Source organism: Sphaerisporangium sp. NPDC051017, from assembly GCF_040683095.1.
In the GTDB taxonomy this organism is placed as follows: domain Bacteria; phylum Actinomycetota; class Actinomycetes; order Streptosporangiales; family Streptosporangiaceae; genus Sphaerisporangium.
Window position 1 is genome coordinate 1 of sequence record NZ_JBFBCI010000028.1, and the last position, 14,112, is coordinate 14,112.

The window sequence follows — 14,112 nt, forward strand, 5'->3', positions numbered from 1 at the left end:
CGCCTGTGGCGCTCGGCCGCACTGATCGGCAGGAACGACACGGCCGCGCGGTCGGGCACGCTGATGAAGAAGCACAACGCCCTGGCCACCCGGATGCTTGCCCGCCAGGACGACTACCTGCGGTTCACCCGAGACCAACGGGTGCCCTTCGACAACAACGCGGCCGAGCGCGAGATCAGGTCTGGCTGCGAGCAACCGCCGAACATCATGACTGGGCGAGTGGCGAGGTGTGGACCGGTAACCGTGACGCCGCTGCGATCGCCGGCGTCCCCAAACCTACGCTCCTGGCCCGGACCGAATGGGACGAGCCGCCTGCTGTCATGTACGCCGAGCTGATGACCTACGTCCCCGACGCGCCGTGCTCGTCCACTCCCGAACTCACCGAGCCCCTCACGCTCCCCGACTCCTGGTGGACCGGCCTACGCCGCGCGTTCGACTCGCTCGCCGCGCACCCCACCAGCCGAGGCGATCACGATCCGGATGTCTACCTCCGGGAGATGGAAGACTTGTTCGGTCACCCGCTCGGCCTTCCTGCCCCCGCCTTGCGGACCGAACACACAGACCTGCACTGGGCGAACCTCACCCACCCCCGGCTGTGCCTGCTGGACTGGGAATACTGGGGAAGTGCCCCCGCCGGTTACGGTGCGGCGCTCCTGCATTGCCACAGCCTGCTCGTCCCTGCCATGGCAGCCCAGGTGCACGAGGCCTTCATCGACCTACTCGACACCCCCACCGGCCGGCTGGCCCAGCTCGCCGCTGCCTCCCACATTCTCGACAGGGCCAACCGCATGGGTGACTACCCCCAGTTGCGTCATGCGGTCCGCGGCCACGTCAGACGGCTGCTTGACCATGCCGGGCAGGCGTGACCTGATGCTGATCACCGGGCTCACTGCTACCGAAAACCCTCCGGCGAGGTGGCCGTTTACTCTTCCGGCCGTCCGACATCTCACGCACGGCGTCAAGCTGACCGCCCCGGTTACGTTTCTGGTCGGGGAGAACGGCTCAGGCAAGTCGACGATCGTCGAAGCCATAGCCGACGTGTGCGGTATCAACGCGGAAGGCGGCAAGGCCGGCACCCGGTACGCGAGCACAGGAACGGCGACACCGCTCGGCAAGGTCCTCGAGGCCGAGCTGACCTCCTCGGGTCTACGGTTCATCCGCGGTATCCGCACCAAACGTCGTGCGTTCTTCTTCCGCGCCGAAACCCTGTTCAACCTCGGCCAGAAAGTCTCAGGGTTGTACGGGTTCTGGGAGGAGAAGCTCACCGAGCGATCCCACGGGGAGGGGTTCTTCACCGTACTGGAACGGATGGTGTCCGGTCCGGGCCTATACCTCATGGACGAGCCTGAGGCCGCCCTATCGTTTGGCTCCTGCCTGCGCCTCCTCGGGCTGATCGACCAAGTGGCCAAGGAAGGTGGACAGATCATCTGCGCCACGCATTCACCCGTGCTCGCGAGCCTTCCGGGCGCACAGATCCTTGAGCTCGGTGATCACGGCATCCGTATCGCCGAATGGGACGAGTTGGAGTTGGTCGACCACTGGCGGCGCTTCTTGGTCAAGCCAGAGTCCTATCTGAGGCACGTCTTGGACGACGGCTGAGTAGCCTAATACGCCAGGGAGAACCGTTTGCGCTCTTCCTGAGATACGCCTCTGGAAGGAACAGCACCCGAGATCACGTAAATCGTCGACGAGAACTCATAGGGTTCCCGCTCTCACATCGTCGAGGAAGGCCCCCACGCCGCACCAGGCACGACAAGCACGGCCCTGTCCAGGTTCTTGCTGTCCTGTACGGCCCGACGACCACCGAACACGCGAGCGACCTCCACGCAACTGCTTCCGTCACCGCCGGAGAAGCTGGACTTGCGCCACACCACATCGTCGAACTCGTGAATCACGTCGCCCATCGCCGCACCGCAAAGGCGCCGCCGGCCCCTCTACGGCTGAACGATGCGGCCAGGGCGGGGCTCGGTCCTGGCCGCGCACGGGCGGCAGGGCGCGGAGGGGCGCGTCTCCTCATGCCCGAACCTGTGGGTACAACTCGATGTCGTCAACCGTGCCTCGATGATCTCCGTAGAACGCCGGAAGGCTCGGATGGCTGAGTGCCAGGTGGATTGACTAGGTGGGTTGGATTTCATGACATTCAAGGATTGCCAAGATCGTAGAGTACGGCGATAGTGGGGGTGAGCGGCGTTCACTTATCGGAGGACCGTATGTCCGTGCCCACCGCCCCTGTCTTCACCGAACCGGTCCGGCCGGTGACGGCCTCCGGAGTTCCGCTGCTGGGCAATCTGCCCGAGTTCGCCAGGGACCCGCTTGCCTTCTTCACGCGGTTGCGCGACGACCACGGCGACATGGTCGAATGGCGGCTCGGCCGGCAGCGGTGCCTGTTCCTCTCCAGGCCCGACCACGTCGGCGAGTTGCTCGGCGGCGCCGAGAGCACTTTCGAGCACGCCAAAATGCCGCCCACCTTCCTCCTGTTGCACGGCGAGGGGATGGTCAACAGCAAGGGGGACGAGTGGCGGCGTAAGCGTGCCCTGGTCCAGCCCGCGATACGCCCGCGCCAGGTGCGGTCCTACGCGCGCACGATGGCGCAGTGCGCCGAGGAGTTCGCCGAGGGGTTGACGGTGGGCGAACGCCTCGACGTCCGGCGGAGCATGCTGAAGCTGACCCAGCGCATCGCCGTGCGCACGCTGTTCGGCACCGACACCGCCGAACAGGAGGCGACCGTCGCCCGCACCATGGACGTCGCCCAGCGGGAGGTCGGGGCTGAACTGGGTGGTTTCGCCTCGATGGTGCCGGGCTGGGCACCCACCCCCGGACGACGCCGTCTCAAAGCCGCCATCGCGGAACTGGACGCCGAGGTGCTCCGGCTCATCAGGGAACACAAGGGGACCGCCGGGGAGCGCGAGGACTTGATCAGCCGCCTGCTGACGGCCCGGGACGAGCAGGGCCGGTCGCTCACAGACCGCGAGATCCGCGACGAGGCGGTGACGCTCTACATCGCCGGGCACGAGACCACCGGCACCACGCTGACCTGGGCGTGGTACCTGCTGTCCGGCCACCCGGAGGTGCGGGCCAGGCTCGTCGCGGAGGCACGCGAGGTGTTCGGGGACCGCTTCCCCGACCACGACGACTACCCGCGCCTGACCTACACCCAGCAGGTGATCAAGGAGACCCTGCGCCTCTACCCGCCGGTGTGGCTGGTGTACGGCCATGCGACCGACCGCTCCACCGTGGGCGGCGTACGCATCCCCGCGGGGAGCCGCGTCTACGCCAGCCCCTGGGTCACCCACCGTGACCCGCGCTGGTTCCCCGACCCCGAAACGTTCCGGCCAGAGCGCTGGACCGAGGAGTTCGACGCCGTCCTGCCCGCCCACGCGTGGTTCCCCTTCGGCGGCGGCCCGCGCGCCTGCCCCGGCGCCCGCTTCGCACTGGTCGAATCGGCCCTGGTACTGGCAACGGTGGCCCGCCGCTTCTCCCTGCACGTAGACCCCGGCGCCCTACCGGCAAAGGCCGCCCTGACCCTACAACCGGCCAAGAACGTCCTCGGCACGGTGACCACGGCCTGAAAGCACGGTGACGGTATCCGCCCGGCGTCTACCAATGGCACCTCGCCGAGCGGCCCGCGAGTGGGCCACATGAGCGAAGCGGCCGACTGCCCCAGCCCCGTCCGCACTACGGGGCCGCGGCTTTCTCCGCTTATCGGATGGTCACCCCATCGGCGGCCGGCCGAAGAGGCCGCCGACGGCGTCCGTGAGGTCGGCCAATCGTTCCCGCTCACGGCGCCGTTCGTAGTCGATCCACCTTTTTCCTTCGGCGGCGACGCCTTCGATGACGTGCAGGGTGTTCTCGAGACCCGCGGAGTCGAGCGTCACCTGCGACACGGTTCCCGAGTCGGGCTCCCACGTGTCCATGGGCAGAGGAGGCCCGGTGACGTCGATCCTTATCGCGGGACCGTTCACCAGTGTCAGTTCGAACGTTCTGCGCCCGTCGTCGGCTTGGGTCACCTGGACCGCGGCGACGGCATCGTAACGGTAGTTGATCCGTCCCCGGAAATGGAGTTCGGCTTTCCCGAAGTCGAGTTCGGCGGTCACCTGCCGTACGCCGTCGGCGGTGAGAAGGAAGACCACCAACCGGTATCGCGAATAGCGCCAGGGACCGTTCCTGACCCGTGCGCGGTCGTAAGGCGCGGCGGGCGCTTCGATGAAGCCGTGGGCGACGACATCGCGCGGGGTGAGCTTGTAGTGGCGCATCGCCTCTTCGAGGAACGCCTTGCGGTCGCAGTCCAGCCAGTGGGCCATCTCGATGTCGCTGGGTTTGTCCGCGAGCTTGGCCTTCCACCGGGCGAACGCCGCCCGGCGCTCGTCCAGCAGCGTCCGGGCCTCCGTCTCTTCGGCGTCGTATCTCTTCCGTTCCAGAACGACACGCAGCCAGCCGCGGACGGCGGCCCAGCCGCTCACCAGGGCGATGACTACAGGAACGAGGGTCGTGCCCGATTCCGCCCGCGAAGCGGCGTCCATCACCACGCCCGCGCTCGCGACCACCGCGGCGGCACCTAGCGCGAACAGCATCTTCGTGGACAGGGGCACGCGCAGACGGTCGCGATACTCCCAGAGCGTGCCCGCCTGCCAGCGCCTTCTGACATCGCTGACGAGATATCGGGTCAGCCAGGCGACCCGCTTGGCTTCGGTTCTGCTTTCCCGGTACAGGTAGACGACCTCGTCGCGCAGGGACTCGCGAATGCCGGCCGTATACGCCAGCCACTGCCCCCTGTCGACGCCTGGGGGAACGTACCTCGCGAAGTAGTGGTCGAACTGCCGATCGATGGCGGCGGCGAAGCCGCCCTGGGGGGCGGGCGTCCGCTGTCCTCTGGCCAGATGTTCACGGTCCTTGGCCCGGCGGCGCTCGACCCAGAACCGCCAATTCACCCCGTTTCGCGCGCACGCGTAGCTGCCGATGGCGAACATCAGCAGGGCGAGCGCGGTCGACGGCCAGTCGTACCGCCACGACTGGGCGCCGACGAGGCCGGCGGACGCCAGGGACACAGCGGTGGTCGCGATCGTACGGCCCCAGTCGCCGTTCGTGGTCTGGATCGGACGGGGCGGCCGTACCCGTGCACCGATCGGCTCGGGCTGGAAGAAACGCCAGACCCGGTCCAGACGCCTTCTGTCGCACCGGTCGCTCTTCGCCAAGTCGAACGCCCGCGCCCAGAGCCCGTCCTGGATCGGACCGCTCAGAAACATCTCAAGGTGCTGGAGGATCTCATCCTGTTGGTGGGCGCCCAGCTTCCTGATCTCCCCGTCGATGACGGAGGAATCAACCGGGCCCGCGCGTAACGCCGCCAGCAGCCAGACGATCATTCTGATCGCGCCGGTCCATTCGTCCTCGGGCTGCCGGGCGATGCTCCCCTCCACGTAGCGCAGGGCGTAAAGCTCCTCTTTCGACACCTGCTGCAACGTCCGGCCGCTCAGCATGGCGAGCAGCAGGTAGAAACAGGAACGGGTCGTCACATAACCGTTGAGCACGGCCTCGCCGATGTATTCCCTGGCCTTCCCCGGCATGCCGCCGTGCAGATAACTGACGCCCAGTTCGAACCGTTCTTGGGGCGAGGGATCGGGGGAAAGCTGGTACACGTTGACGTCGCCGTGCACAGCCTCGGTCTGGATGCCGACCGTGGCCGACCCCTCCGCGACGTTCACCATGGTGTCGTTCGGGTGGCTCATAACATGCCCCGCAGGGTGACGATGATGGACATGACCTTCGACGCCAGGTCGGCGACGTCCGCCAGCAGGCCGTGCAACTTCTTGAGCGCGATCATCGCCCGGTTCTTCCCCTTCTCGCTGCTCACCGGCAGGGACTCGTTCACAGCGGCGATCTCGTCCTCGGCTGCGGTGAACGTCGCCTCGTCCACCTCCCCGGTCCTGCGCGCCCGTCCGAGCCGGTAGCGGAGTTCCGCGAGCTGCGCCGCGATGTCCGGGGCCCTTCCCGGCGACTGTCCGATCGAGATGCCGCCGTGGACGTTGCCGGCCTGCACGCCCACCCGGGCGTTGCCGGTGGCGATGTTCCTCACGCGCTCCGTCACCTGTTCGGTTTCCTTTCGTGTCACGTTCCCGGACACACCGTGGTGTGATTCATGGGCCAGTTCTTCGGCGAGGGCGGTGGCGAACGCCGCCGCATTGGCCACGGCCCTGTCCTGCCAGTTCGCGCCATCGGTGGCCGCTTTGGTGCCGTCGGCCCTGTCGCTGACACCACGTACGACGACCATCGGCAGCGACCTGTTGTGATGCGCGGCCTGCGCCGCTCCGGCGGCTTCCATCTCGATCGCCAGCGCGTCGTTGTAGGTCCAGCGAACCCATCGCGCGTGCGCGGAGATCGCGGAATCCTGCACGACCTCGCCAGCAGCTATCGGCCCGAAACGCACCTCCGGAACGGCGGCACCTGGAGAAAGGTGCCGCCTCCACGTACCACTCCGCTTGAGGTGACGCGCGACCTGGTCCAGCTCGTGTGAGATCTCCCAGGCACGAGGGCGCGCCTTGAATCCATCGTCCTCACTGGTGCCGCCGTGGTAGGCGTAGACGTGGGTCGCGACCACCACGTCACCCAAGGCGACGTGGGGCCAGAGGGCGCCGGCCACGCCGACGAACAGCAAGGCGGACGGGTCGAACTCGGCGATGGCGCGCTCGGCGAGCACCGCCGCGGGCTGGTTCCCCTTGCCGGCCAACCCCAGGACAGCCCGGCCCCCGCCATCCGCGAGACGTCCGACCTCGAAACGGGTACCGGCGCGATGACGATGCACCCGCAGACCGGTCAGCTTCTGCCGAACGGCCTGGTACTCCAGATCCAGCGCCGTAAGGAAAACGATGGGACGGTCGTTCATGAACGGTCTCCTTCAGACACGATCTGGGCCGCCAGAGAGTCGGGGCCCTCCGGCGTGGTGTGCGCCGAACGGACCATCGGCGGGTTCAGCACTTGAACCGGGCCCGCCCTGAACAGTCGCGCGGGGCGGCCGTTCTCCGTCCGTCGCGTACGGCCTTCGTCGACGATGAATCCGCGCGCGCTCTGGACCTTGCGGTAGAAGTTCCGGGGGTCGAGCCGGACTCCCCACACCGCCTCGTACACCTGCTGGAGTTCCGAGATCGTGAAGGTCTCGCCGCAGAACGCCGCCGCCAGCGCCGAATACTCGAGCTTCACGCGCGCGCGTTCGACACCATCCGCGACGATCCGCCGATGGTCGAACGCCAACTCCAGCTGCGAGGACATGACCTGCTCGGCAGGCGTCCAGCACGCGCCGACCGCGTCCGTCCCCGCCACGGGCTCGGGGAGGCGTGGGGCGATCGCCAGGTAGGCGACCGAGACCACACGTCCGCGGGGATCCCGCCCGGGCTCGCCGTACACACCCAGCGGCTCAAGGTGCGGCACGTCGATCAGTCCGGCCTCCTCGGCCAGTTCCCGGTGTGCCGCCGCCAGGATGTCCTCTTCCTGATCGCGGAGGAAGCCTCCCGGCAGGGCCAGCGCGCCGCGATAGGGCTCGACGCCGCGTTCCACGAGCAGCACATGCAGGCGCGAACCACGCAGAGTCAGGATCACCAGGTCGGCCGCGAGCAAGACCTTCGGAGCTTCCCATTGGTCGTCATTCACGGGTACACCGTAGCTTCTTGTCAAACTGACAGGAAGCCCTGAATCATGCGCATTCGGCATGGCACGGTGGAGACATGCACCACGTCAGAGCGAGGCCGTGCACAGGTCCGATGGAGTGCTGATCCGAGAAGGTGAATTGACCAGTCCGACGGGAAACCCGTGTGGGTCGCCCGAGGTCCAGACTTGGCTGTGGGCTCACCACGCACCGGGACAAGGAACCCCGTACCCCTCGCGCTCGGATGTGTTCCACGCCCTCCGCGCCGACCTGCTCCGCCGCCTGAACCGAACCCGAGCCCGCCCACGCCTACAACCCGGCGATCACCTTCGCCCGCAACGTGGCCGAACGCGACTTCCTCCGCTGTGCCCGCCGAGCGCTACCCTGAGGTTCACATCGACCACGCCCCTTCGGGGAGCCCGAAAGACGGTACGGCGAGATGCATGGGCGCTTGCCGGGGGACAGCGAGGCGCGTCATCCACCCCACTTCTCTGGGCGTCTGTAGACGCGACCGTCGGGAGTGCTCACGACATCAGGGAGCAGCGAGGATTGAAGGTGCTTCTCGGGGATGGCGAACGCGAGGACCTGCTCGGAGAAGTCGTACTTGGGACCTACACGACCGGGCGGGCAGGCGATCATCACCGGGCGGCTGGGAGCCAGTCGCAGCGAGGCTTCGACCGCGGGGCGGAAGTCAGTGTCGGTCGACACGAGCAGCGACATGTCCCCGTAGCGGGACGCCGCGTCCATCGTCATGGCGACGGCCAGGGCCACGTCCGTCAGCTTCTCCTCGTAAGTATGGAAGATCTGGGATGGTTCGCAGGCGCATGTCCATCGAGAGCCACAATGCCTACACCGCGCGGTCTTCTTTTGAAATGCCCACGGACGATCTCCAGCTCCGGATGAGATGCCGCCAAGGCGCCCAAATAGGTCTCCTGCCGGAGCGCCGCATCAGGCTCGCCTCTGACGATCGCCGTAAAATACCTCACCTTGATCACCACATCATGCCGACGGGTCTGTCGTATGAGCTCCACCAGATCGAGCCAGAGGTACGCGCGGCCGTACTTGCTCTTCAGCCCGTGGTACAGGTTGAAGCCGTCGACGTACGCAACCACATCCACCTGCGGGTACCTCCAGTGTTGGCCTGCCACGCTGATCGTAGCTATCATGGGAGGTACACGAAGTTGGTTACGGCCAACTGGGCGGCCCCGTAAGGGGCCGCATTTTTTATTGACACCGTATCTGTCATAGCGAGTGCCGCATCAGCGGAAATTACCTAAATCATCCAGGTATGTCGGTTCCCATGCCGGACGGCCCCGATCAGATGACCCTCGCACCAACCGGACATCCGCAAGCAGGCGGACTGCTTGGCACGGGCTGGGCGTCTCCCGGCCGGGTCAGGCACGGTAGAGGACATCGCCAGCCGAAGGGGGCGCATCGGCGGCGTGTCGTGCGCACCCCTTCGGTCATTTCATCCGTTCGGCGGCGATCAGCCGCACAGGGAGTAGATCGATCTGGCGCATGGATGCGTCACGAACGCTACAGGGATCTGACCAGGCCCCTTGGAGACTCCCTGTGCCGCCAGGGTTCCGGGCGGACCGGGAGGACCCTGCGGCCCCGTCGGCCCCTGTGGTCCCGGCAGACCGGCAGGACCCTGGGCACCATCGGCCCCGGGCGGGCCACAAGGACCTGGAGAGCCCGCGGGCCCAGCGTGCCCGGCAGGACCTGCGGGTCCCGTAGCGCCGTGGGCCCCCGGCGGACCGGCAGGCCCGGGCGGGCAGGGGGACCCGCGGGGCCGCGAAACACCGCGCAGAGATAGGGAATACAGTCGGCCGAACCCGCGAAAGCCACGAAGGGGTCGATGGGACCCCGGCACGCGCTCCTTCGCTCATGACTGTCCATTCCCGTATGGTCGCCCACCGCGCGATCAGGCGGCAGGATGGTCGTTGTTTCCGTGCCCGCCGGAGCGGGCGAGTAGAGGAGTACGACCCCGCCGAGCGCGCCGCCGACCCGGAACCGCGAATTCACCCCGTTTCGCGGGCACGCGTAGCTACCGATGGCGAACATCAGCAGGGCGAGCGCGGTCGACGCCGTGTAGGGTTCGATGTCGATTCGGGCTGGTGCCATCGTGCAGGAGGCGAGACGCGGCGGTAGCGTCGTCACGTTCAGGCAGATCAGGAGACGATCAGATCAAGGCGACGAGGTCGCTGGGGACGGCTCCGGCGACTGTCCGAGTTCACGGACGTGCTGCGCACCTTGGCGGTTCTCGGTGATGATGTCCTGCGTCCTGGGCGCGACGATCTGACCAGCGGTGTATTCGACCCTGTTCCGGAAGGCGAGTGACGTGGAAAGCACCCACAGGCAGTTGCCGGGCCTCGTCTGGAAGGTGGCCGATCTGCCGCGCGGTGACGCCGGGCAGCAAAGGCGCTGCAGAGTGATCCTGCCGTTCACCATGCCACGGCGGATGGTGAACGTAATCGCGCCGACTCGCAAGCTGGAAGTGTGATGGGGCGGACTGTGCCGTTTCTACAGCGGGTGCGGGTGAGGAACTACAAGAGCATCGCCTCCTGCGATGTCGGCTTCACACCGCTGCTCGTACTCCTGGGCCCCAATGGAGCGGGGAAGAGCAACTTCGTGGACGCGCTCCGGTTCGTGGCGGACGCGTTGAATACGACACCGGCCGATGCCGTGGCCAAACGGGGTGGCCTGAATGAAGTGCTTCGGCAGGCGCCCGAGGCCGTGGACGAGTTCTCCATTCATCTCGAGTTTGTCAGCGGGGAAGGCCGGTCCTCACCGGTCGAGTACGGATTCACCATCGGCCGTGATTCCACAGGACGCCGACCGCTGGTGGTCAAAGAAGAACACTGTGTCATCCATCAGGTGGAGGGCGAGCCGGGGTCCCGGCCGGCCCAGTTCCACACGGCTGACGGCCTGGTCCTCGACGGGGGAGGAATCGAGCGAGATCGACTCTACCTTCCGCTGGCCGCCACCGGAGAAGACTTCAGCGGTGTCTATTACGACCTCCGGGACATGCTGTTTCACCATCTGGATACCGATGAGATGCGAAAGCTGCACTCAGACCAACGGACCGGGAGGATCGGGTACTCGGGACAGCACATCGGACCCGTGCTAGGGGAGCTCGCGTTCAGATATCCCGCTTTCAAGGCCCGCATCGATGACTATCTCAGGGCGATCGTCCCGGACGCGTTGGGAATCGACGAGCGGGTCGTCGACAAGTACTCCACAGTGGAGTTGCGCACCCGCGACGGGGGTCGGCCGTTCGGACCCGAAGCCATTTCCGTGGGGACGCTGCACGCGGCGGGCGTACTCACCGCCTTGTTCCAACCCGCCGTATTGGACGGGGAGGCGAAAGTGGTGGCGATCGAGGAACCGGAGACCGCCCTCCACCCCGCGGCGGCGGGGGCGTTGTTCGACGCACTGACCGAGGCCGGCGAGCGCGTCCAGGTCATCGTCACCACACAGAGCGCCGACCTGCTCGACCGTGACGAGGTCGACCCGGACTTCGTCCGAGTGGTGACGATGACCGAGGGGGTCACTGTGATCGGAGAGATCGACGAGGTCAGCCGTCGCCTGGTCGAAGATCGACGAACCACTCTGGGCGAGCTGATGCGCGGCGGCCAGCTCCAGCCGGGGGCGGGCGAATGACCGGCCCGATCAGCCCATCGTTCCGAGTGACCGGTCCCATCACGATCGCCTCCGTCGTGGAAGGCGAGGGCGAGGTGTCCGCACTCCCCCTGCTGCTCCGCAGGATTGCCGGCGAACTCTCGATTTGGAATGTGCGCACTCCCGCGCCTCGACGTATCCCGCGCAGCAAGCTGATCGCGCCCGGTGGAGTCGAGGGAGCCGATCTCCAGGCCTCTTACCAGGTCACCGGTGCCGGCGGGGTCTTAGTGCTGATCGACTCCGATGACGACTGCCCGGCCTCACTCGGCCCGGACCTGCTGGAGCGGGCACTGCGGACGCGCGGCGACAAGGAAATCTCCGTGGTGGTCGCCCACAGGGAGTTCGAGGCATGGTTCCTGGCAGCCGCCGCCTCGTTGTCGGGACGCCGCGGCCTCGCAGACCCGCTGGATCCTCCCTCAGATCCGGAGAGCATCCGCGGCGCCAAGGAATGGCTCTCCGCCCGCAAGACCAACGGAACACCCTACAAGCCGACCGTGGACCAGGCGGGTCTTGCCGAGGCCTTCGACATGACGCAGGCCCGTAAGACCGCGCCCTCCTTCGACAAGTTCTGGCGTGATATCGAACGACTGCTGCGAAGTGGCTCCTGACGGCGGCGCCCCGTGATCGAGAGCCGCTGGGGGCCTACCGGCCCCATGGTGATCCTTTCCCGGCCAAGATTCTGAAGCCGGTCCCGTATCTGTCATAGCGAGTGCCGCATCGGCGGAAATTGCCTAGATGGCCCTGGTGTGCCGATTCCCATGCCGAATGGGCCCGATCAGATGACCTTCGCACCGACAGGGGTGCGCACCGGCGGCGTGCCGTGCGCACCCCTTCGGTCATCTCGTCCGTTCGGCGGTGATCAGCCGCACGGGGAGTAGATCGATCTGGCGCATGGATACGTCACGAACGTTACGGGGAGCTGAGCAGGTCCCTTGGAGATCGCCTGCGCCGCCGGGGTTCCGGGCGGGCCGGGAGGACCCTGGGGCCCGGGCGGCCCCGCCGGTCCCTGTGGTCCAGGCGGACCGGCAGGGCCCTGGGCGCCGTCGGCCCCGGGCGGACCGGGAGGACCGGCGGGCCCCGCAGGACCGGCGGGTCCCGTAGCGCCGTCTGCTCCCGGCGGGCCGGGAGGACCGGCGGCGCCGTCTGCCCCCGGACGACCGGCAGGACCCGCAGGGCCAACGGGCCCAATCGCCCCGGCAGGACCCGCGGGGCCCGCGGGACCATCAGCGCCATCGGCCCCGGCGGGACCCGGAGGTCCGGCAGGACCCGCAGGACCGGCGACCCCCGGAGGACCGGCGGGACCGGCAGGGCCCGGAGCGCCGTCGGCCCCGGGCGGGCCGGGCGGACCGGCGGGACCCGCGGCGCCGTCCGCTCCGGGAGGACCAGGAGGACCGGCAGGACCGGCGGGGCCGGCAGGGCCAGGTGGGCCCGCGGGACCCGCAGGGCCGTCGGCTCCAGGAGGGCCGGCAGGACCAGGCCTGCCTATGGGGCCGGGGAGACCCGCGGGACCGGCGGGTCCTGGCGCGCCGTCGGCCCCTGCCGGGCCGGGGAGTCCTTGCGGACCCGGAGGTCCAGGCGGACCCGCGGGGCCCGGAGGTCCGGGGGGACCCGCGGGGCCGCGGGGCCCGGGGGGCACCTTGCAGAGGATTTCGGGCACGTGAAGCCATCTGCAGAGCGGGATGGTCCCAGGCTCGGCCCCGACGGTTTCGGGCGACTCGACCCATTGGACGGCCATACCCGACGGCACCGCGCAGAGATAGGGAATACAGTCGGCGGGACCCGCGAAAAGCCACGAAGGGGTCGATGGGACCCCGGCACGCGCTTCTTCGCTTATGCCCATTCCCGTATGGTCGCCCACCGCACGATCAGGCGGCAGGATGGTCGTTGTTTCCGCGCCCGCCGGAGCGGGCGAGTAGAGGAGGACGACCCCGCCGAGCGCGCCGCCCAGCAGGGTCCGTTTCATCAGCATAGCCACTTCCGCTCTCTTCCCAAGGGTCCGTGAAAAGCACCTGCACGACGAAGAATTTCTGTGATGGAGTTCTAGATGCCCAATCATTTCCGACACGGCGAACTTCCCTGCCCGGCGCCGCGCGATTCTTTGCCCGGCCATTCCGGGACACCCGCCAGAGCACCCATAACGACACCTGTAGCGAATTGCCTGAATTAATGAAGCGAATAGCGGCCGGATGCGGGACCGCCGGACATTCCACGGAAACGCGGAGGGGACCGGCGCCGGCCGGAGCCCCCGCTCACGCGTTCACGACGGGAGGTCGGCCACCGGACCGAGGGTGTTGCGCATCTCGCAGTTGTTGCCGAAGGTACGGACGATCGTGACGAGGCGGCCGTCCCAGACGCCGGCCGTCGCCGCCGTGACCGGCGCGTAGATCGCCGGGCACGCCCGCCCCTCGGGGGCCTTGAGCTTGCGCAGGTCGCCGCCTACCGTCCCGAGCAGCGCGCACGCCTCGCTCGCCCGCGGATGCGTGCCGCCCTGCTGCGGCGCGCACTGCAGCACCACGCCGGTGGAGGGCGGTACGACGTCCTGCCCCTGACCGATGAGAAGTACCAGAGCGCGGGGGGACGGCGTGGTTTGCGGTGTTCCGGAAGTGACGGCGGAGTCCTTCGGCGGCGGGTCGTCGGCGGCCGAAGCGGCGTTGGCGGCCGTCTGCCAGAGCCCGGCCGTCGCGGCGAGGGTCACGGCGAGGCAGGCCACACGACTGAGACGTGGTCCCACGATTTCCTCCGATGGGTTGAAGAGCAGCGTTGCGGATCTTTCGGGCGGGCGCTCGAGGCGTTCGATG

14 protein-coding genes are annotated in these 14,112 nt (G+C 67.8%); 7 read left to right on the plus strand and 7 right to left on the minus strand.

The window, feature by feature from the left end; translation table 11 throughout:
* The 3 genes from AB0M95_RS22125 to AB0M95_RS22135 all read left to right on the plus strand — a co-directional run.
* Nucleotides 1–336 (plus strand): transposase (locus AB0M95_RS22125; protein ID WP_363767555.1); only part of this gene is annotated, 336 nt, incomplete at its 5' end.
* Complete coding sequence (locus AB0M95_RS22130) at nt 321–866, plus strand: hypothetical protein (RefSeq protein WP_363767558.1); 546 nt, start codon at nt 321–323, stop codon at nt 864–866. The genes AB0M95_RS22125 and AB0M95_RS22130, both read left to right, overlap by 16 nt.
* A gap of 4 nt (nt 867–870) precedes the next feature.
* Nucleotides 871–1,599, plus strand: coding sequence for an AAA family ATPase (locus AB0M95_RS22135; RefSeq protein WP_363767560.1), 729 nt, complete (start codon nt 871–873; stop codon nt 1,597–1,599).
* Nucleotides 1,600–1,712: 113 nt separating this feature from the next.
* On the opposite strand, the gene AB0M95_RS22140 is transcribed toward AB0M95_RS22135, so the two are convergent.
* Nucleotides 1,713–1,904, minus strand: coding sequence for a DUF397 domain-containing protein (locus AB0M95_RS22140; protein WP_363767563.1), 192 nt, complete (start codon nt 1,902–1,904; stop codon nt 1,713–1,715).
* A gap of 312 nt (nt 1,905–2,216) precedes the next feature.
* On the opposite strand from AB0M95_RS22140, the gene AB0M95_RS22145 reads away from it, so the two are divergent.
* Complete coding sequence (locus tag AB0M95_RS22145) at nt 2,217–3,569, plus strand: cytochrome P450 (RefSeq protein ID WP_363767566.1); 1,353 nt, start codon at nt 2,217–2,219, stop codon at nt 3,567–3,569.
* A 141-nt stretch (nt 3,570–3,710) separates the two neighbouring features.
* Here the strand turns inward: AB0M95_RS22145 and AB0M95_RS22150 are convergent, their stop codons facing one another.
* The 5 genes from AB0M95_RS22150 to AB0M95_RS22170 form a co-directional block, all read right to left on the minus strand.
* Nucleotides 3,711–5,723, minus strand: coding sequence for a hypothetical protein (locus tag AB0M95_RS22150; protein WP_363767569.1), 2,013 nt, complete (start codon nt 5,721–5,723; stop codon nt 3,711–3,713).
* Complete coding sequence (locus AB0M95_RS22155; protein ID WP_363767572.1) at nt 5,720–6,877, minus strand: 5'-methylthioadenosine/S-adenosylhomocysteine nucleosidase; 1,158 nt, start codon at nt 6,875–6,877, stop codon at nt 5,720–5,722. The genes AB0M95_RS22150 and AB0M95_RS22155 overlap by 4 nt, the downstream gene beginning before the upstream one ends.
* On the minus strand, nt 6,874–7,605 hold the full coding sequence (locus AB0M95_RS22160) for an NUDIX domain-containing protein (RefSeq protein ID WP_363767575.1): 732 nt from the start codon (nt 7,603–7,605) through the stop codon (nt 6,874–6,876). The genes AB0M95_RS22155 and AB0M95_RS22160 overlap by 4 nt, the downstream gene beginning before the upstream one ends.
* A 502-nt stretch (nt 7,606–8,107) precedes the next feature.
* Nucleotides 8,108–8,404 carry a hypothetical protein gene (locus AB0M95_RS22165; protein ID WP_363767578.1) on the minus strand — a complete coding sequence of 99 codons (297 nt, stop codon included), beginning with the start codon at nt 8,402–8,404 and terminating at the stop codon, nt 8,108–8,110.
* A 5-nt stretch (nt 8,405–8,409) separates the two neighbouring features.
* Nucleotides 8,410–8,799, minus strand: coding sequence for a hypothetical protein (locus tag AB0M95_RS22170; RefSeq protein ID WP_363767581.1), 390 nt, complete (start codon nt 8,797–8,799; stop codon nt 8,410–8,412).
* Nucleotides 8,800–9,941: 1,142 nt separating this feature from the next.
* Between AB0M95_RS22170 and AB0M95_RS22175 the strand changes: the two genes are divergently transcribed.
* The 3 genes from AB0M95_RS22175 to AB0M95_RS22185 are packed head-to-tail and all read left to right on the plus strand — an operon-like array spanning nt 9,942 to nt 11,922.
* Nucleotides 9,942–10,136 carry a hypothetical protein gene (locus AB0M95_RS22175; RefSeq protein WP_363767584.1) on the plus strand — a complete coding sequence of 65 codons (195 nt, stop codon included), beginning with the start codon at nt 9,942–9,944 and terminating at the stop codon, nt 10,134–10,136.
* A gap of 35 nt (nt 10,137–10,171) precedes the next feature.
* The gene (locus AB0M95_RS22180) at nt 10,172–11,296 is read left to right on the plus strand and encodes an AAA family ATPase (protein ID WP_363767587.1); all 1,125 of its coding nucleotides are present in this window, start codon (nt 10,172–10,174) and stop codon (nt 11,294–11,296) included.
* Nucleotides 11,293–11,922: a DUF4276 family protein gene (locus tag AB0M95_RS22185; RefSeq protein ID WP_363767590.1), complete on the plus strand. Its 630-nt coding sequence runs from the start codon at nt 11,293–11,295 to the stop codon at nt 11,920–11,922. The genes AB0M95_RS22180 and AB0M95_RS22185 overlap by 4 nt, the downstream gene beginning before the upstream one ends.
* A 1,649-nt stretch (nt 11,923–13,571) precedes the next feature.
* On the opposite strand, the gene AB0M95_RS22190 is transcribed toward AB0M95_RS22185, so the two are convergent.
* Nucleotides 13,572–14,045, minus strand: coding sequence for an SSI family serine proteinase inhibitor (locus AB0M95_RS22190; protein ID WP_363767593.1), 474 nt, complete (start codon nt 14,043–14,045; stop codon nt 13,572–13,574).
* Between the last annotated feature and the right edge of the window lie 67 nt (nt 14,046–14,112).